Origin of the sequence: Bifidobacterium sp. W8112 (genome assembly GCF_016101425.1) — a bacterium.
Taxonomy (GTDB): Bacteria; Actinomycetota; Actinomycetes; order Actinomycetales; family Bifidobacteriaceae; genus Bombiscardovia; species Bombiscardovia apousia.
In genome coordinates this window covers 797,015-814,493 of the sequence record NZ_JACFQN010000001.1, presented here as the reverse complement: position 1 = coordinate 814,493, position 17,479 = coordinate 797,015, and the positions used below count along the sequence as shown (strand labels likewise).

At 60.8% G+C, this 17,479-nt stretch carries 13 protein-coding genes and 1 tRNA gene; 13 read left to right on the top strand and 1 reads right to left on the bottom strand.

Annotated elements, in window-relative coordinates:
• Positions 1–4: 4 nt before the first annotated feature.
• The 12 genes from H3T92_RS03375 to clpB all read left to right on the top strand — a co-directional run bounded on the left by H3T92_RS03375 (position 5) and on the right by clpB (position 13,796).
• Positions 5–1,525 carry a formate--tetrahydrofolate ligase gene (locus H3T92_RS03375; RefSeq protein ID WP_144084943.1) on the top strand — a complete coding sequence of 507 codons (1,521 nt, stop codon included), beginning with the start codon at positions 5–7 and terminating at the stop codon, positions 1,523–1,525.
• A gap of 95 nt (positions 1,526–1,620) precedes the next feature.
• Positions 1,621–1,694, top strand: a tRNA-Lys gene (locus H3T92_RS03370).
• A 564-nt stretch (positions 1,695–2,258) separates the two neighbouring features.
• Positions 2,259–2,993 (top strand): MIP/aquaporin family protein, encoded by a 735-nt coding sequence (locus tag H3T92_RS03365; RefSeq protein WP_144084944.1) that lies wholly within the window; start codon positions 2,259–2,261, stop codon positions 2,991–2,993.
• 198 nt (positions 2,994–3,191) lie between these two features.
• A complete protein-coding gene (locus H3T92_RS03360) occupies positions 3,192–3,641 on the top strand; it encodes a PTS sugar transporter subunit IIA (protein ID WP_232341845.1) in 450 nt (149 codons plus the stop codon).
• Between the two features lie 5 nt (positions 3,642–3,646).
• Positions 3,647–3,952 carry a PTS sugar transporter subunit IIB gene (locus tag H3T92_RS03355; RefSeq protein ID WP_101432953.1) on the top strand — a complete coding sequence of 102 codons (306 nt, stop codon included), beginning with the start codon at positions 3,647–3,649 and terminating at the stop codon, positions 3,950–3,952.
• On the top strand, positions 3,949–5,355 hold the full coding sequence (locus H3T92_RS03350; protein WP_101432952.1) for a PTS ascorbate transporter subunit IIC: 1,407 nt from the start codon (positions 3,949–3,951) through the stop codon (positions 5,353–5,355). The genes H3T92_RS03355 and H3T92_RS03350 overlap by 4 nt, the downstream gene beginning before the upstream one ends.
• Before the next feature lie 245 nt (positions 5,356–5,600).
• Entirely contained in the window at positions 5,601–6,332 is a 732-nt protein-coding gene (locus H3T92_RS03345; RefSeq protein WP_144084945.1) for a GntR family transcriptional regulator, read from the top strand.
• 253 nt (positions 6,333–6,585) lie between these two features.
• On the top strand, positions 6,586–7,932 hold the full coding sequence (locus H3T92_RS03340) for a metal-dependent hydrolase family protein (protein ID WP_045924921.1): 1,347 nt from the start codon (positions 6,586–6,588) through the stop codon (positions 7,930–7,932).
• Between the two features lie 87 nt (positions 7,933–8,019).
• Positions 8,020–9,063, top strand: coding sequence for a tRNA glutamyl-Q(34) synthetase GluQRS (gluQRS, locus tag H3T92_RS03335; protein ID WP_186279313.1), 1,044 nt, complete (start codon positions 8,020–8,022; stop codon positions 9,061–9,063).
• Between the two features lie 94 nt (positions 9,064–9,157).
• Positions 9,158–9,970 (top strand): YggS family pyridoxal phosphate-dependent enzyme, encoded by an 813-nt coding sequence (locus H3T92_RS03330; protein ID WP_144084946.1) that lies wholly within the window; start codon positions 9,158–9,160, stop codon positions 9,968–9,970.
• 66 nt (positions 9,971–10,036) lie between these two features.
• Positions 10,037–10,852: a fumarylacetoacetate hydrolase family protein gene (locus tag H3T92_RS03325; protein WP_144084947.1), complete on the top strand. Its 816-nt coding sequence runs from the start codon at positions 10,037–10,039 to the stop codon at positions 10,850–10,852.
• A 160-nt stretch (positions 10,853–11,012) separates the two neighbouring features.
• Positions 11,013–13,796 carry an ATP-dependent chaperone ClpB gene (gene clpB / locus H3T92_RS03320; RefSeq protein WP_144084948.1) on the top strand — a complete coding sequence of 928 codons (2,784 nt, stop codon included), beginning with the start codon at positions 11,013–11,015 and terminating at the stop codon, positions 13,794–13,796.
• A gap of 78 nt (positions 13,797–13,874) precedes the next feature.
• Here the strand turns inward: clpB and H3T92_RS03315 are convergent, their stop codons facing one another.
• Positions 13,875–15,938, bottom strand: a complete 2,064-nt coding sequence (locus H3T92_RS03315; protein WP_144084949.1) for a P-type ATPase — start codon at positions 15,936–15,938, stop codon at positions 13,875–13,877.
• Positions 15,939–16,114: 176 nt separating this feature from the next.
• Here H3T92_RS03315 and rmuC point away from each other — a divergent pair, with 176 nt between their 5' ends.
• On the top strand, positions 16,115–17,467 hold the full coding sequence (gene rmuC / locus H3T92_RS03310) for a DNA recombination protein RmuC (protein ID WP_144084950.1): 1,353 nt from the start codon (positions 16,115–16,117) through the stop codon (positions 17,465–17,467).
• Positions 17,468–17,479: the final 12 nt, after the last annotated feature.

Here is a 17,479-nt window from a genome sequence, read left to right as displayed (position 1 = left end):
CCTCATGAGCGGTTTCGACGATTATGTCAGGCCATACGGCTTGTTTGACAAGATCGATGCCTTCGGCTACTTGAAGGATTTGCGGGAGCATCCGGATATGCCGCGCAAGCAGGGCCGGGTGCTGTTGGTGACCGCCGACACCCCGCTCAAGGCCTCGCGAGGAGAGGGCAAGACCACAACCACCATCGCCCTGATCGACGCTCTGCGCGCCCGAGGGGTGGATGCTGCGGCCGTCCTGCGTCAGCCCAGCATGGGCATCACCGCAGCCGGGTCCAAGGGTGGCGCCTCCGGTGGCGGCAAGTCCTCCCTGACGCATCCTGAGCTGGTGGACTGGGGTCTGTGCGGGGAGATGGCGGCTATCGAATCCGCACAGAACCTCTTGGTCTCCTTCGCGGAGAAGGCTGTGGACGAGGGCCGGCTGGACACCGTCCTGGTGCCCCGGGTCAGCGAGGTGCCTTCGCGGTCCTTGCGGCAGATCACCGTGGACCGAGGCAAGGGCGATCTGCCCGAGCGGACCGTGCTGACGCCAACCTGCGAGCTCATGCAGATCGTCGTGCTCTCCCGGAGCATGGAGGAGATCGAGCGGCGTGTGGCAGGCATGGTCGCGGGGACCTTGGACGGTCGCCCAGTCACCTTTGGTGAGTTTGTGGACCTGTGGCGGATCACCGGCATTCTGACCGATGCGGTCAAGCCTGCCTTCACTCAGACCCTGGAGGGTTCACCGGTCTATGTGCATGGCGGGCCTTTCGCCAACGTCTCCATCGGCATCCCCAGCCTGGTGTCCGTGGAGATGGCCTGCGCCAGACATGATGTGGTCGTCGTCGAGGCGGGCTACGGAGCTGATGCCGGTGCCCAGAAGTGGCTGGACATCGCCGCCCGCGAGTACGGGGCCCAATGGCCGGCCGCCGCCGTGGTCGTCACCCGTGCCACCACCTGGCGGGACGATCCCAGGCTGAGCTGGCGCTACCCCTTCCATGTGCATCGTTTGGAGGGATTGGGCATCCCCACCTTCCCGCTGATCAACCTCTGGGAGGGCGAGGACGATCAGGTGGATTCCTTGCGGGAGACGGCCGACGGTCTGGGCTTCCGCAGGCCCATCGCAGGCAACCTCTTCCGTGACGGGGGCAAGGCCCTTGAGCCTCAGCTGGATGATCTGGTCAAGGCCCTGCAGGAGCCTGCGAAGGCCCAGGCGGATACAGCCAGCCTGCATGATATGTCCGTGCCGGATCGGATTCGCTGGATCGCTCAGAGCGCCTACGGCGTGCCGGCTGATCGGGTCATTGAGCGTGAGGGCTTCCAGGACAGCCTTCAGGCGGCCTCCGACCTTTGCAATAAGGCAGGCATCTCCCTCGAGGATCTGGTGGTGGTGGCGGTCAAGTCGCCGGCTACCATGACCGACGACGACCGGGCCGACCAGGACAAGCGCACAGTCACCCTGAAGAAGGTCGAGGCCCATACAGGGGCCGGTCTCCTGCAGGTGAACCTGACCACTTCCCTGACCACGCCCATGCCCAAGATCGTCTAAGCAAACTATGTATGGATTCGGCAGACCTGTGACGCGCCGTGTTGCGGGTCTGCAGAAACCGTGTATAGTATCTACTTGGCTCTTGAAAGTGTCCTGCCCCTATAGCTCAGTTGGCTAGAGCAGCTGACTCTTAATCAGCGTGTCCGGGGTTCGAGCCCCCGTGGGGGCACAGAGTCAAAGCCCTGCAGCCGCAAAGGCTGCGGGGCTTTTCCATTGCTCGGGGAATTCGCCTGAAACACGGTTTTGTGTAACATCTGTGTGACAAAAGTCCTTGTCAAAAAGCTCTGGCGCAACATTCCGTGCCTGCTTGGCATGGAAGCCACAAAAACAGCGTTCGTGCATTCCTGACCGGCAGAAAAGCATGCGAATCTTGTGCTTACGAATCAAGCGGACAGATGTATGAGCGGGCGGGAGCTGCTTCAAAAACTGCCGAGAGCGCGAAATCCGTCTGGGACATGGATAACCGTGCGTGGTTCTCAATGCGTCATAATCAGCAGTGGCTGGAATAGAATATGCATGCCGGTTTAAGTGCAGTCGTGTTGATGGTGACACGCGGTTGGGGCTGGCGCTTTATCGGATTTCACTGAATCACTTGAATCAACGGAGATCATAAGCGCTTCTCGGCCTAGTGCCATCACCTGTTTTTATTGAATGATGCTCATGCCTTGGCCCTTATATGACCGGTTGGGGAAAGTGGCGCCACGGCGGCATCGAGAGAGGGGTGAAGGATTGAATGGAATATTCGCTCATGACCAAGTTGGCCGCTGAATGTGTCGGCACCGCCATATTGATGATCTTCGGGAACGGCGCGGTCGCCGACGTGGATCTGGAGGGCACCAAGGGCCACCATTCCGGCTGGCTCACTATTGCCATGGGGTATGGCTTCGGAGTCATGTTTCCCGTGCTCATGTTTGGCGGGGTATCCGGAGCCCACATCAACCCGGCCATGACTCTGGGACAAGCCGTCATCGGCATCTTTCCCTGGAGCCAGGTTCTGCCATATATTCTGGCGCAGCTGGTCGGGGCGGCCTTGGGCCAGTTGGTGGTCTATGCCTGCTACTTCCCGCACTACCGCATGACCAAAGACCCCTCGCCGATCTTGGGCACCTTCTGCACCACTGACGCCTCGGGCTCGTTGGTCAACTACTTCATCAATGAGTTTTTTGGCACGCTGGTGTTGGTTCTGGGAGCCCTCTGCTGTCTGCAAGGCCCATGGGGGTCTAGGGGGTTGGCTGCCGCCTCCATCGTTGTCGGCTTGATCGTCTGGGGGCTGGTCACCTCTCTGGGCGGTCCAACCGGCCCCGGTTTGAACCCCGCACGTGATCTGGTGCCGCGCTTCCTTCATTGGATTCTGCCCGTGCCCAACAAGGGAGATTCGCGCTGGAGGGAGGCTTGGATCCCAGTGGTGGCGCCCATCATCGGTGCCATCGTCGGAGCCGTGATTTTCAAGGTCCTCTTCGCCGCCTGATCAACAGGAAGCCAAGGTCCCGGGCTCCTTCTCGGAGGCCCGGGAACCGGCGTCTGAACACGCAAGCATAGACATCATATTGTCATGTTGTTATAATGTTTGCGGAATTCGAGGTTGAAGATTCCGTGGGGAGGCATCCACCCTCCCGCGAACGTTCGCTACGAAGCGGATGGACTTCATTGTATGCGAGGAGGCAAATTGCTGGACGAGTATTTCCCGGAAGGCACCGTCATGTACAGGGACGGCGTGGCCGATTGGGAGGAAGCAGTGGATGTGGTCACCGCTCCGCTGGTTGACTTGGGAAGGATCAAGCTCTCTTATGTCGAGGCCATCAAGGCTTCGATACGCAAACCAGGCGGCACCTACATTGATCTGGGTCAAGGCATCGCCATGGCCCACGCCAGGCCGGAGGCAGGCGTTGTGACCACTTCCCTGTCGGTGCTGAAGGTCGGCAGGCCCTTTTTGCTGGCCGATTCACAGGATCACCCGATCAGCACGTTCTTCTGCCTGGCCGCGCAGGACTCGAACAGCCATTTGAGCCTGATGCAATCGTTGGCGACCTTCCTGAGTGACGGCACCAATCAGGAACGGCTGGGCAAGGCCGCGAACGTTGAGGAATTGAGGACGATCCTCAAGGAAGAAAGGTAATCAATATGAAGATTCTGACGGTTTGCAGCACTGGACTGGGGTCGAGCTTCATCACCCAGCTCAACATTGACAAGGCTTTGAAAGAGCTTGGTGTGACCGGTGTCGAGACCGACCATAGCGATTTGGGCTCGGTCAACAAGGGCGATGCCGATCTTATTTTTGTCGGGCGTGATATCGCTGATGCTGCCAAGGATCTGGGAGACGTGGTTGTCCTGAACAGCCTGATCGATATGAATGAGATCAAAGAAAAGCTGGCCGAGGCCCTGAAGCGTCACGGTGTGGATGTTTCTCAAGGAGGGCAGACGGCATGAACGGTGCATTAAAGGTCCTTTTGGACATTTTCCGACAGCCTTCCGTTATTGTCGCGCTGATCTCCCTGATCGGCCTGGCCCTGCAGCGCAAGTCTGCCACGGACGTCATGAAAGGAACCATACGGACGTTCGTAGGCTTCCTGGTTCTGGCCGCCGGTGCAGGCGTGGTGACCAACGCATTGACTCCCTTTGGGGATATGTTCCAACACGCCTTCCACGTCCAGGGCGTCGTCCCTAACAACGAGGCCATCGTCGGCACGGTCCTAGTTAAGTACGGCTCTGTTGCCGCACTCATCTTCTTCTTTGGAATGATTGTCAATGTCCTTCTTTCGGCAACATCATATTTCAAATATGTCTACTTGTCAGGGCATGTGGCCTTCTATATGGCCACGATGATCACTGTCATCTTCGTAGCGGCCGGATTCTCCACTTGGCAGACCCTGCTTTGGGGCTCAATCGCTCAGGGTCTGGTTGTGACCCTTTCGCCCGCAGTCGTGCAACCTTTCATGAAGAAGGTCACTGGTACCGATGATGTGGCCCTGGGTCACACCGGCGGCTCAGGTATCGCCCTGGGCGGTCTGGTGGCCATGCTCACCCGCAGCAAGAAGCATCCCTCTAAATCGACTGAGGATATCAACTTCCCCAAGAATCTGGGCTTCTTGCGCGATACAACCGTTATCGTCGCTCTGTCCATGGCCGTGATCTATGTCATCGTGGCGCTCTTCGCCGGTCCCGGCTATATCGAGAGCAAGCTCAGCGACGGACAGAACTTCATCGTCTATGTGGTCTTGCAGGCGGCTACTTTCTCTGCCGGCGTCTATATCATCCTGGCAGGTGTTCGTGTGGTTTTGGGCGAGATCGTTCCTGCCTTCAAGGGCATCAGTGAGCACCTGGTCAAGAACGCCAAGCCTGCACTGGATGTCCCTGTCACTTTCACCTTTGCCCCCAACGCCGTTCTGATTGGGTTCCTGTCCAGCTTCGTCGGCGGCATCGTGGGCATGGCCATCATGGCCTTGGCTGGCACCACTGTCATCATCCCCGGTGTCGTGGCCCACTTCATGACCGGCGGCGCTACAGGCGTGATCGGCAATGGCGCGGGCGGTCGGCGCGGAGCCATTCTCGGTTCCTTTGTCAATGGCCTGGCCATAACCTTCCTGCCGCTCCTGCTTCTGCCAGTGCTGGGTTCTGTGGGCAAGGGCGCCGCCACATACTCGGATGCCGATTTCGGCGTGGCCGGCATCTTCCTAGGCTACCTCAACAAGGCTGGCGGCCAGATTGCGATCATCGCGGGAATCATTGTCGTGCTGATCCTGGTCTATGTGGTTTCCTACTTCATGAACAAGCGCAAGAAGGCTATTGCTGCTGCAGCTGACTCGGCTGACAAGGCTGAAGCCGTCGCCTGAATCTGAAGCCCCTGTCTCATCTATGAAGATGACAGGGGCGACGATGGGAAGGGTCATGGGACTAGCGGACTTTTCAATATCAGTTCCATGACCTATCCGTTGCTGGACAATATTTCAGTTTGGCCCCTGTGCAAGGCAGAGACAAGGGGCTTCTGCAATCATTGAACGAAGCAAGTCTCGATTGGCACAGGCCGCGGGATTTCGATTCATGAAAGCAAGGAAATATCAGGTGGGTCGGTTTTGCAATGGTAGATGGAATTCCCAAGTATGTGTCCGTGCGAGACCATTTGCGCGGAAGCGTCAAACGGATGAAAGAAGGGGCGCAGCTACCTACTGAGTCCCAACTTTGCGCACGGTACAAGGTCAGTCGGATCACGGTTCGCCATGCCATCGAAGATCTGATTCGTGAGGGGCTGATCGTTCGTAGCCAGGGCAAGGGAACCTTCAAGCTGAAGTCGCCCACTTCCTCCCGCGAGGTGATCAACGGCCGCATCAGAGGCTTCTGGCGTCAGCAGCATGACCTGGGCAGAACGGTCAAGACCCGAGTGCTGGGCAACAGGATTGTCAAGAAAGCCGATATTGCATCAAAGCTGGGTCTGGAGGCTGAAGCGGACCTGATCGAGCTGGAGCGGTTGCGCTATGTCAATGGCAACCTACAGCAATATGTCTGCACCTACCTGCCGGATGCAGAGTTTCCGGAGATACTTGAGCATGATTTCTCCGACGGATCCCTCTATGACTTCATCGAAGGACGATACGACGTCAGGCTCGCCAGGAACGAGGTCGTGGTCCGCATCGAGAATGTCGATTCACGGATAGCCGGGTACTTTCACGTGGACAAGGGTCGGCCCGTGCTGGCTATGGATTCCACCGTCTTCGACGGATTCGGCTCGGTGGTGGCATTCGGCGTGGCTCTTCAACCGCCGGCATATTCCGAAATAGAGTTCGTCATCAACAGCGTGCCGGACTCCAGGTAACATTCCCGCTCAGGAAGGTCGGTGGTGGCCTCTGGCGATGACTGTGAATGTTTCCCGCCCCTTGGACAGTCCTTCATGGCGGTATTCGGGAATTGCGGTCTAGTTCCCGTGGCAGGGTGCGCCTGAATGGGATCCACTGTCTGTGTGTCATGCTTGTCCTGCTTGAATGGTTCGCCCCGCCATGGATATGATTGACCATATATGCCCGATTCCTCGCAAAGAGTGCATCGGAGATGGGAAGGCAGGTACGACCATGGGGCGTCTTCAAGGCAGGAAAGAGCGCGAGCCGTTTGTGCTTGAGCATGCCAGTATTGCGACCGGCGATGAACAAGGCACGGTCCAGAAGGATATGTCTGTTCTGGTTTCCGCGGACGGCCGGATAGAACAGGTCTGCCCGACCCCGCTGGCCTATGTGCCTTCCGGATATCACCGGATCAACGCTACGGGCAAGTTTGTGGCACCTGGACTCATCAATGCCCATACCCATCTTTTTGCCGACGGCAAGCCCCTGTCCGGCGGTACTGACCTGTCGCCGCGCGTGGTCGACGCTGCTTTGAAAGTGGTGCACAGCCCCGCCGGCAGAGTGCTTATGGATGCCAGGATCAAAGGCAACGTCTCCACCCTGTTGAACTCGGGCGTGACGACCATTCGTACCTTGGGCGATGTGGGCTATGAGGCGGTTCGTCTGCGCGACAAGATTGATGCCGACGAGCTGACCGGCCCGCGCATGCTGGCTGCCGGCCCGCTCCTGGCAATTCCTGGAGGTCATGGCGATCCCTTCATCGCTCTGTCCTGCTCCTCTCCCGAAGAGGCCAGGCGTCGGACCAGGGAGAACCTGGACCATGGGGTCAATGCCATCAAGGTGGCTGCGACAGGCGGCGTGACCGATGCCACCAAGCTTGGCGAGGCCGGTAGCCCGCAGATGACCGAGGAGGAAATGGCCGCTGTCTGCGATGAGGCCCATGAGTTTGGTGTGCTCGTCGCAGCACACGCTCAGAGCCCCGAGGGGGTCAAGGCCGCTCTCAAGGCGGGAGTGGATACCATCGAGCACGGCAGCGCTCTGGATGACGAGATGATTGGGCTCTTCCTTGACAATCCGCGCTCGCTTCGCGGCTTCTCGGCCTTGGACCCCACCCTGTCCGCCGGGCTGCCTCTGGTCAAGATCAGCCAGCAGGAGCTGGGGATCAGCGATATAGTACGCGGCAATTCCGAACTGGTGGTCGACGGTATGGTCAAGAGCGCCAAGCAGGCTCATGAGAACGGCATTGCCGTCGGCGTTGGCACCGACACCGGCATGACCTTCGTGCCTCAGTACGGCACTTGGCGGGAACTCGACTATCTGGTGCGGTATGCCGATTTCACCCCGGCGCAGGCCTTCCACGCTGCCACCCAGGTCAATGCCCGCAACCTGGGCTTCGACAATGTTACTGGCTCGGTCGATACGGGCAAGGATGCGGATCTGATCGTCCTCGACGAGGATCCTGCCAAGAATGTGCGGACCCTGGCTGATCCCAAGCTGGTCATCGTTCGTGGCAAGCCGGTCTGGCGTCCTAAGGTCAAGCACTTCGAGGAGATCGACCGTCTGCTCGACAGCTTCTGAGCATTTGCCTGGGGCCATTCAAAGGCATGCAATAGTTTGGCTGACTGATGGCTCCTCAATGACCTGGTGGTATGCAAGCATGTCGGTATGCACAAGGGAGAACCGAGAGTGAGCCAGGCCGGTCAGGCCAAGGTCGTAGGAAGGTTGGCGCCTTCGCCGACTGGGCGGATGCATCTGGGCAATATCTATGCATGTCTGGCGGCCTGGCTGGGTGTCAGGTCGCAAGGGTCTGGCGGGGTACTGCGGCTTCGCATTGAAGACATAGATACGCCGCGGGTGGTCAAGGACGCTGACCGTTGGATCATGGATGACCTGGCCTGGCTGGGATTGGACTGGGATGGCGAGGTGGTCTACCAGTCCCAGCGCGCCGATGCTTACCATCAGGCATTGAAATTACTGGAATCGTCGCAATTAATTGGCGGGCAGTCCCTGATTTACCCCTGCTTCTGCTCCCGTGCCGACATCCGCGCGGCATCGGCGCCGAATGAAGGCGACGGGTTCATTGTCTATCCGGGTACCTGCCGAGGACTTTCCCCCCAGGTGGTCAGTGAAAGGCTGGCTCAAGGGCAGCGGCACAGCCTCCGAATCGCAGTCCCTGATCAGCCCGACGAGTCGGATGCCATCTGTTGCTTCGACGATCTGATCTTTGGCCCGCAGTCCTTCAATTTGTCCAGGCAGGTCGGCGATGTGGTCGTCAGACGTTCGGACGGCTTGGTTTCCTACCAGCTGGCGGTGACGGTGGATGACCTGGCCATGGGGGTCAATCAGATTGTGCGAGGAAGGGACCTGCTCAGGTCCACAGCCATCCAGGTGTGGATCAGGTACCACCTGCAGCCGCAGGCTCCTCGTGTTCAGTACGCTCATTTGCCGCTGATTGATGGCGTAGACGGCAGACGGATGTCCAAGCGTTTCGGATCGCCGGATCTGGGGTCGCTCAGAAAAAATGGTTGGTCGGCCAGGCAAGTGCTGGGGGTTTGTGGCTGGCTCCTGGGACTCTTGGAACGGCCCAGACCTGCCAGCGCGCAGGAACTGCTCGATGGTTTCACGTGGAACACACTGGCCGCTGACCGCAGGGACCGACAGCTGGATCTGAGCGAGCTGAACGTTTCTGACCTAAAGCCGAGTCTGTAGGTTTTCGATCCCGGCTCACCAGTCTTTCCGGTATGAGCCACTGGCTACCATGGCCTCAGTCAAGGCTTCCGGATTTTTAAGGAGGTAGCGGGTCATGGTCGCCTATATGGACCACAAGGATCTGGGCAATCGGCAGGTTAGCCAGGAACGAGCCCGGCAGATTGCGGATGGTGTCAAGCGCGTGGCTGACAGGATCGCCAAAGCGGAGGACTCCGCTGGTCGAAAAGAAGGCTCGGTGACACTGCTGGCGGCCACCAAGACCCGCGATGTGGGCGAGATCATGGCAGCCATTGATGCCGGGGTGCGTCGAATCGGTGAGAACCGTCCCCAGGAGGTCACCGCCAAGGCCCAGGGATTGTTGGAGCTCTGTCGGGACAAGGGACTGGCCCTTGGCACCGATGCTGCGGATAACGATTCACCCAGCGTGGGCTTCCATCTGATCGGGCAGCTCCAATCAAACAAGATCAATAAGATCCTGCCATATGTCGACACGGTCGAGTCGGTCGACGGGCCATCGCTGGCTCGAAAGCTGGCCACGCGGGCACTGGCGTCGGGCAGAACTGTGGGCATCCTCCTGGAGGTCAACGAGTCCGGCGAGCAGGCCAAGTCGGGCTGCGCTCCCGACCAGGCCCTGGATCTGGCCTATGAGCTGGCCGCTATGGAGGGAATCCGGCTCAAGGGCCTGATGACTGTCGGTGCACATGTGGACGACGAGGCCGTCATCAGGAGCGGATTCGCCCATCTGCGCGGTCTGCGCGACCGCATCAGGGATTCGGGGGAGCCGGGCACCGACGCCTGCACCATGCTGTCCATGGGAATGACTGGAGACATGGAGTATGCGGTGGCTGAAGGGTCGACCGAGGTCCGTGTAGGCACGGCCATCTTTGGTCCGCGGGCTTTTATCTGACCAGCTACTGTCTGTTTCGGAACCCGATCCTGTCAAGAGGCTCCGCCTGGGGCTAGACTGTGCCCTATGAGAATCGCGCGTTTTTCCTACAAGGACACCCCACGATACGCCTTTGTCCAAACTGACAAGCAGGACGGCAAGGACTACCTGGTCGAGCTGAGCGGCTACCCCCTGACCGGCCAGCAGGTCGAGCCCACCGGCAAGCGCTACCCCCTGGACGACGAGGATGTGCGGCTGCTGGCTCCGGTCATCCCTTCCAAGATTTACGGGGCAGCCAAGAACTACCGCGCCCACGCCGCCTACATGGCCGAGCATGGTCAGTCCCCGAACCCGGAGCCTCCGGAAAAGCTCATGCTCTTCATGAAGCCTTCCACCTCGGTCATCGGCCCTGACGATCCCATCGTCAAGCCTTCCTACAGTAAGGACATGAACTACGTGCCCGAGGTTGCCGTCGTTATCGGCAGGATGGCCCGGAAGGTGAGCGTCAACGAGGCCATGGACCATGTGCTGGGCTATACCTGCGTCAACGACGTGACCCTGCGCGATCTGCAGAAGAACGACCCCATGTGGACCCGCTGCAAGGGCTTTGACACCGCCTGCCCGCTTGGGCCTTGGATCGAGACCGACCTGGACTATCGGGATGCGAAGATCTCCTTCAAGCTCAACGGAGAAGAGGTGCCCGGGGCCAGCGGCACCACCGCCAACCTGATCCATTCCATTCCTGAGCAGATCGCTTTCATCTCCAGCTTTGCCACCCTGCTGCCCGGCGATGTCATCATGACCGGTACCCCTAACGCCACAGGTTCGTTGAAAAACCGCGACGAGGCCACGGTCCAGGTGGAGGGAATCGGCTACCTGCGCAATGTGGTCATCGACGAGTAGCCAAAAACAGTAAAACACGCAAGGTAAAAACTTGAGTCGTTTAGGCTCAAGTTTGGGAATAGGTATCCTCATTTCGCTGTTGTAGAAGACAGATGAACCCGTGACGGGGCCCGGTCGAGTGATTCGGCTAGCCCCGCCGAAGAATGTTGGAGGATGCTCTATGAACGAAAACTTCACCACCATGGCTCAGCAGGCCATCGGCGATGCTATCCAGTCGGCCTCGGCGGCTGGCAACCCCCAGGTGGATGTGCTCCATTTGTTGGATTCGCTGCTGCGTCAGCAGTCCGGGGTGGTGCCTGGACTGATCCAGGCGGCCGGTGGCGACAGCCAACGAGTCGGAGCCGAGGTCCGTCAGGCCCTGGTGGCTCTGCCGTCGGCCAGCGGATCCACGGCCTCCCAGCCCGATGCCAGTCGTCAGCTCAGCATGGCCCTGGCCCAGGCGGAGAAGGAAATGCAGGCCATGGGGGACGAGTACGTCTCTACCGAGCATCTGCTCATTGCCATCGCTCAGGGTCCCTCGCAGGCCGCCGATATTCTGAATCGGAACGGTCTGCAGGCCGATACCCTGCGCAAGGCCGTGCCCCAGGTGCGCGGCGGCGCCAAGGTGACCAGCCCGGATGCCGAGGGTACCTACAAGGCCCTGGAGAAGTACTCCACCGATCTGACTGCCCAGGCCAAGGAGGGCAAGCTGGACCCGGTCATCGGCAGGGACCAGGAGATTCGTCGTGTCATGCAGATCCTGTCCCGGCGGACCAAGAACAACCCCGTCCTTATCGGCGAGCCCGGTGTGGGCAAGACCGCTGTGGTCGAGGGTCTGGCCGAGCGCATCGTGGCCGGTGACGTACCTACCACCCTGCAGGGCAAGAGGCTGATCTCCCTGGATCTGAGTTCCATGGTGGCTGGCAGCAAGTACCGGGGCGAATTCGAGGAGCGCCTCAAGGCCGTCCTCAATGAGATCAAGAGCGCCAACGGTCAGGTCATCACCTTCATCGATGAGATCCACACCATCGTCGGGGCTGGTGCTGCCGAGGGATCCATGGATGCGGGCAACATGCTCAAGCCCATGCTGGCCAGGGGTGAACTGCGCCTGATTGGCGCCACCACCCTGGACGAGTACCGTGAGAACATCGAGAAGGACCCGGCTCTGGAGCGCCGCTTCCAGCAGGTCTTCGTGGGTGAGCCCTCCGTGGAGGATACCGTGGCCATCCTGCGTGGCCTCAAGCAGCGTTACGAGGCCCACCACAAGGTGACCATCGGGGATGATGCCCTGGTCGCGGCAGCTACGCTGTCCAACCGGTACATCTCTGGTCGTCAGCTGCCGGACAAGGCCATCGACCTGGTTGACGAGGCCGCTGCCCACCTGCGGATGGAGCTGGACTCTCAGCCTGAGGAGATCGACGAGCTTCAACGTCGTGTCACCCGTCTGGAGATGGAGGAGATGCAGCTGAAGAAGGCCGATGACCCGGCCTCCAAGGACCGTCTGAGCAAGCTGCAGGCCGAGCTGGCGGACTCCCGCGAGAAGCTGGGGGGTCTCAAGGCCCGTTGGGAGAATGAGAAGGCTGGCCATAACAAGGTCGGCGACCTGCGCGCCCAGCTGGATGCCAAGAGGGTCGAAGCTGACAAGGCCACCCGTGAGGGCGACCTGGAGAAGGCTTCCCGCATCCTCTATGGAGAGATCCCCGGCATTCGCAAGCAGCTGGCCCAGGCGGAGAACGCGGCCGAGCAGGCCAAGAATACCGCCAACGATGCGGGTCCCGATGGGGCTGACATCGCCGGCGGTCCGGCGCAGGAGCCCATGGTTCCCGACCATGTTGATGCGGATTCCGTGGCGGAGATCGTCTCTGACTGGACTGGGATTCCCGTAGGACGGCTCATGGAGGGCGAGAACGAGAAGCTCCTGCATATGGAGGACTACCTGGGCAAGCGGGTGGTCGGCCAGCAGGAGGCCATCCATGCGGTATCCGACGCGGTCCGGCGCTCGCGTGCCGGCATCGCCGACCCTGACAGGCCTACCGGATCCTTCATGTTCCTGGGCCCCACTGGAGTAGGCAAGACGGAGCTGGCCAAGGCCCTGGCCGACTTCCTCTTCGACGACGAGAAGGCCATGGTCCGCATCGATATGTCAGAGTACATGGAGAAGGCCTCGGTCTCTCGTCTGATCGGCGCTGCCCCCGGCTACGTGGGCTATGAGGAGGGTGGTCAGCTGACCGAGGCCGTGCGTAGGCGGCCCTACTCGGTGGTCCTCTTCGACGAGGTGGAGAAGGCCAACCCTGAGGTCTTCGACCTGCTCCTGCAGGTTTTGGACGACGGCAGGCTGACCGATGGCCAGGGCAGGACGGTGGACTTCAAGAACACCATCCTGATCATGACCTCCAACCTGGGCTCGCAGTTCCTGGTTCGGGACGACCTGGACGAGGAGGGCAAGCGCAAGGCGGTCATGGATGCCGTGCACGCCAACTTCAAGCCTGAGTTCATCAACCGGCTGGACGATCTGGTCATCTTCCATCCGCTGACCCGCGACGAGCTGGGTTCCATTGTGAACATCCAGGTCAAGCAGGTGGCCCAGCGGCTGACCGACCGGCGCATCACCCTTGATGTCACCGACTCTGCTAGGGAGTGGCTGGCCAACATGGGCTATGACCCGGCCTTCGGCGCTCGTCCCTTGCGTCGGCTGGTGCAGACCGAGGTGGGCGATCAGCTGGCCAGGATGCTGCTGGCTGGCAAGGTTCACGACGGCGACACGGTTCTGGTGGACCAGACCGGCGGCGACCACCTGGAGCTGACCGCCTGGCCCACCGAGAATCTGGTGGACGACTCGGTCACGGTCGACGATGTGACGGCTGATGGCGATGCCGATGCTGATGCCGGCGATGGCGGACGCGATGGTGGCCGTGGCCGTCATGCCGCTCGTGGCGACGATCAGGATGAGGCCCAGTCTCGCTGAGATCAATTAGGGTCGGCACCGGGGATAATCCCCGGTGCCGACCCTTTTGGTATATCGCCTACTGTGCTCTATGGGGATTCAGTCCATGGCGGCCGCCGGATCCTGGCCCTCTTGCATGGATTCCCACTGGCTGTCGACGATGACCTGGGGTCGCCGTGCCGCGACCGTCGGAAGTTGGTCCGTGTCGATCAGGGCGAGGCGCAGCCAGCGGCGGCGCAGGTGCCGCAGCCGGTGTAGACGACGAACGTTGAGCATGGCCAGAATGGTGGACAGGGCCCCTGTCACTGCCGCGATCATGGGGTTGAGCATCCAGCCAAGGAAAGGTTGGCAAATTCCGGTGGCAACGACCAGGGCGATGATGTTGTAGACAGTGGACCAGGTCAGGTTCTGCCTGATGACCTGGGTTGTGGCCCGGCTCAGTTCTATGGCCCTGCCGGTTCCGTCCAGATCGCCCTGGTGCAGGATGAGATCCGGTTGCATCGGGTCTGTACCGTCCGCATCTGCCTGAAGCTGGGGACCCAGAGCGATGCTTACTCGGGCCTTGTCTGTCAGCTCATGATCGGCGGTTGTCGCAGCTGCCAAAGCCACTAGTCTGGTTCGGCCCTGTTCCCCGGTGGAGGTGGCGTTTTGTCCAGTCCGATCCGCCGGAACGCCCCTGCTGGTCCGGGTCAGATCGTGGTTGAGTCTATCCATGCATTCGCGTTTGCGCTCGGGTGTCAGCTGGGTGATCAACATGTCCACGCCAGCCTGACGGGCTGCACGCTCAATCCTGTCGTCCGGCTGGCGGCTTCCATCCAGGATCAGGCTGCTTACCCGCAGGGCGCGTAGATGGGTGGCGGTTCGGGTCAGGGATTCCGTATGCACCCCTTGGCCCTCCGAGTCGTCGGGGTCCAGTAGAGAGGAGTCGTCCAGAATCAGGGTCCGCACCCGGCCCAGGCGGTTCATGGCTCGTGGCGAGGTGAAGAGCAGGCCGTGGGCCAGGCCCGTCTCCAGACTGGTTCGGAAGGCCATGGGGATGGTCATGGCTGCGACAGCAGGGCAGGCGATGGTCAGCACGCAGACGGCATTGCCTACAGCATGGGCCAGGTGGGGCTGCGGACCCAGCATGAGCCAGAGCATGAAGGCCCAGACAGCCAGGATCATGATCATGGCGATGGCTGTGTGGACGATCCGATCCATCCTGCGCATGTCCGGGGATCGCTCGACCAGGGCCTGGGGGATGATCTTCGCGAGCCTGGCTGCGTAGGTGTTGTCGCCGACAGCATCAGCGCGAATGGACAGTCGGCCCTCCAGAATCATGCTGGAGGCCAGGATCCGGTCGCCGGGCCCGCATGGCCGGGGTCTGTCACCGCCTGTCAGCTCGCTGTCGTCCACCAGGGCCGACCCTGATTCCACAACTCCGTCAGCAGCGGGCCGCTCACCTGTGCGTACCAGGAGCAGATCGCCTGGGCGGATCCGGTCACGTGCAAGGATCTGGGCGGGGATGGATTGCGGATGTTCCGGATCGGCTACCAGGCCTGAGGCTGGCCGTATCTCCGTCAGGTGGTTCAACGAGGCCACCAAGGAGGCTTCCATTCTGGTGCCGATGACCCGAGCCAGCAAGAGGAGGGTGATGACCACGCCGATCAGATCGAAGTAGGGGGATCGGGAGCCTTCCGGCAGCTGGGATCCGGCTAGGCAGGTGACCAGGCTGTACAGGTAGGCCAGGCTTGTGGCCAGCATGGCCAGGAGGTCGGGGCTGCAGCGGTGCTCGGTCATGGCCTTCCAGCCGTCCGTGAGTATTCCACGGCCGCAGTAGAAGAAGACTGGAGTTATCAGAATAGCCTGCACCCAGGGGCTGGTCAGCCAAGAGGGTAGCAAATCGGGGCCGAAACGATCGAACAGATCCAGAACCAGGACGGGCGCGGTGAGCAGGGCGCTGACGATGGTCGGCCTGATCAGACGATGACCGCGGGAGTCCAGATCGGCCCCCCACCTGCCCCAATCCTCGGGATCGCGCCAAGCACGGTTGGCTGGGGAGCCCGTGCCTGCATCCTGGCCATGGACATGAGCCGACGGCATAAGGAAGTACCAGATGATCAGCCAGGTGACCGCACAGGCCACGACCAGATCGGCTATCGCCAGGAAGATATCGATACCCACGGATCTCCTTCGGTCTTGCTCCAACCCCTTGATATTTCCTATTCTGCCCGTCGTCGGGGCCTGGCACTGGTTTCAAGGCCGATTCCTTGCGGAAAAAACGAATTTTCGGACTACCGTCGACAGCCTGCCGGGCCGGCACGACCTTGGGGTCCAGCCTTGGGGGTTTACTAGAACATATGTTCGATTCTACGTCATCAGTGGTCATGGTGGTGTTTCTCCTGCTGATCGGTATGGTCCTGGGAGGGTTGGCCGGGTATGCCCTGGGTCGTACCCAGGGCCGCAGGGCCGTCGGCATGGGGTCTGATAGCCAGGTGGATGAGCTGCGCTCGCAGCTGGATCAGGCCCAGGACCGGCTCCATGGATCCGAGGCGGCCTTGGTGGAGGCTCGGACCAAGGTGGATGGCCTGAACCGCGAACTCTCCTTTGTCAAATCCCAGCTGGCCCAGGCCCAGCAGGCCGAGCAGATCAGAATCGAGCAGGAGCGTCGCCGTGCCCAGGCTCAGGAGGAGGAGAAACGGCGCAGGCAGGCTCAGAATCTGGAGGAGGAGAGCAAGGTGCTCTCGGCCTTGGCTCCGGTACAGAAGAACCTGGATGCCCTCCAGCACAAGGTGGCCCAGATCGAGGAGGGCCGCAAACAGGAGATGGGTTCTCTGGGACAGCAGCTGAAGAGTCTGGGTGAGCAGCAGGGGAGACTGGACAAGGAGACCAGCTCCCTGGCTTCGGCCCTGCGCAACAACAAGGTGCGCGGCGCTTGGGGCGAGGCTCAGCTCAGGAATATCGTCGAGTCGGCGGGGCTCTTGGAACATGTGGATTTCGACACCCAGGTGGTGGTCACTGCCTCGGATGGACGTGTCCTGCGTCCTGACATGGTGGTTCACCTGCCTGGCGGCAAGACCATCCCCATTGATGCTAAGGCCCCCTATTCCGACTACCAGCGGGCCTGCGAGATCCCCGACACCGCTTCGGATGACGAGCTGCACCGCCGGGACGAACTGCTCAAGGCGCATGCCCGGGCCCTGCGCGAGCATGTCAAGGCCCTGGCCGACAAGGAGTACTGGAACGCCTTCGAAACGGCCCCGGACTTCGTGGTGGCCTTCATCCCCAACGATTCCCTTCTGCAGGCCGCCCTGGAGGTGGACCCCACCCTGATGGACGATGCCTTTGCGCAGAAGGTGGCCCTGACCTCGCCGGTGACCCTCTGGGCTGTGCTCAAGTCGGTGGCCTACGCCTGGCAGCAGCAGAACCTGTCCGAGGACGCCCGCACCCTCTTCACGCTCACCCACGAGCTCTATGACCGCTTTGTGGTTCTGGGCGATCGGGCCAACAAACTGGGGCGCTCCATCACTGCCACGGTGACTGCCTACAACAAGTTCGCCTCCTCCTTGGAGTCGCGGGTTCTGGTCACCGCCCGCAAGCTGCAGCAGATGGATCCTGCCAAGGTCATCGATTCGGTCGATATGATCGATTCGGACAAGGGCAACATCAGAGAGCTGACGGCTCCGGAGGTTCTTTCCGACCAAGGGCAGTGAGTATCGCTTAGG

Bases quoted from the DNA above. Each gene is read 5' to 3' on its own strand.
- H3T92_RS03375 (WP_144084943.1), top strand. From the start codon at position 5: ATGAGCGGTTTCGACGATTATGTCAGGCCATACGGCTTGTTTGACAAG.
- H3T92_RS03365 (WP_144084944.1), top strand. From the start codon at position 2,259: ATGGAATATTCGCTCATGACCAAGTTGGCCGCTGAATGTGTCGGCACC.
- H3T92_RS03355 (WP_101432953.1), top strand. From the start codon at position 3,647: ATGAAGATTCTGACGGTTTGCAGCACTGGACTGGGGTCGAGCTTCATC.
- H3T92_RS03350 (WP_101432952.1), top strand. From the start codon at position 3,949: ATGAACGGTGCATTAAAGGTCCTTTTGGACATTTTCCGACAGCCTTCC.
- H3T92_RS03345 (WP_144084945.1), top strand. From the start codon at position 5,601: ATGGTAGATGGAATTCCCAAGTATGTGTCCGTGCGAGACCATTTGCGC.
- H3T92_RS03340 (WP_045924921.1), top strand. From the start codon at position 6,586: ATGGGGCGTCTTCAAGGCAGGAAAGAGCGCGAGCCGTTTGTGCTTGAG.
- gluQRS (WP_186279313.1), top strand. From the start codon at position 8,020: ATGCACAAGGGAGAACCGAGAGTGAGCCAGGCCGGTCAGGCCAAGGTC.
- H3T92_RS03330 (WP_144084946.1), top strand. From the start codon at position 9,158: ATGGTCGCCTATATGGACCACAAGGATCTGGGCAATCGGCAGGTTAGC.
- H3T92_RS03325 (WP_144084947.1), top strand. From the start codon at position 10,037: ATGAGAATCGCGCGTTTTTCCTACAAGGACACCCCACGATACGCCTTT.
- clpB (WP_144084948.1), top strand. From the start codon at position 11,013: ATGAACGAAAACTTCACCACCATGGCTCAGCAGGCCATCGGCGATGCT.
- rmuC (WP_144084950.1), top strand. From the start codon at position 16,115: ATGTTCGATTCTACGTCATCAGTGGTCATGGTGGTGTTTCTCCTGCTG.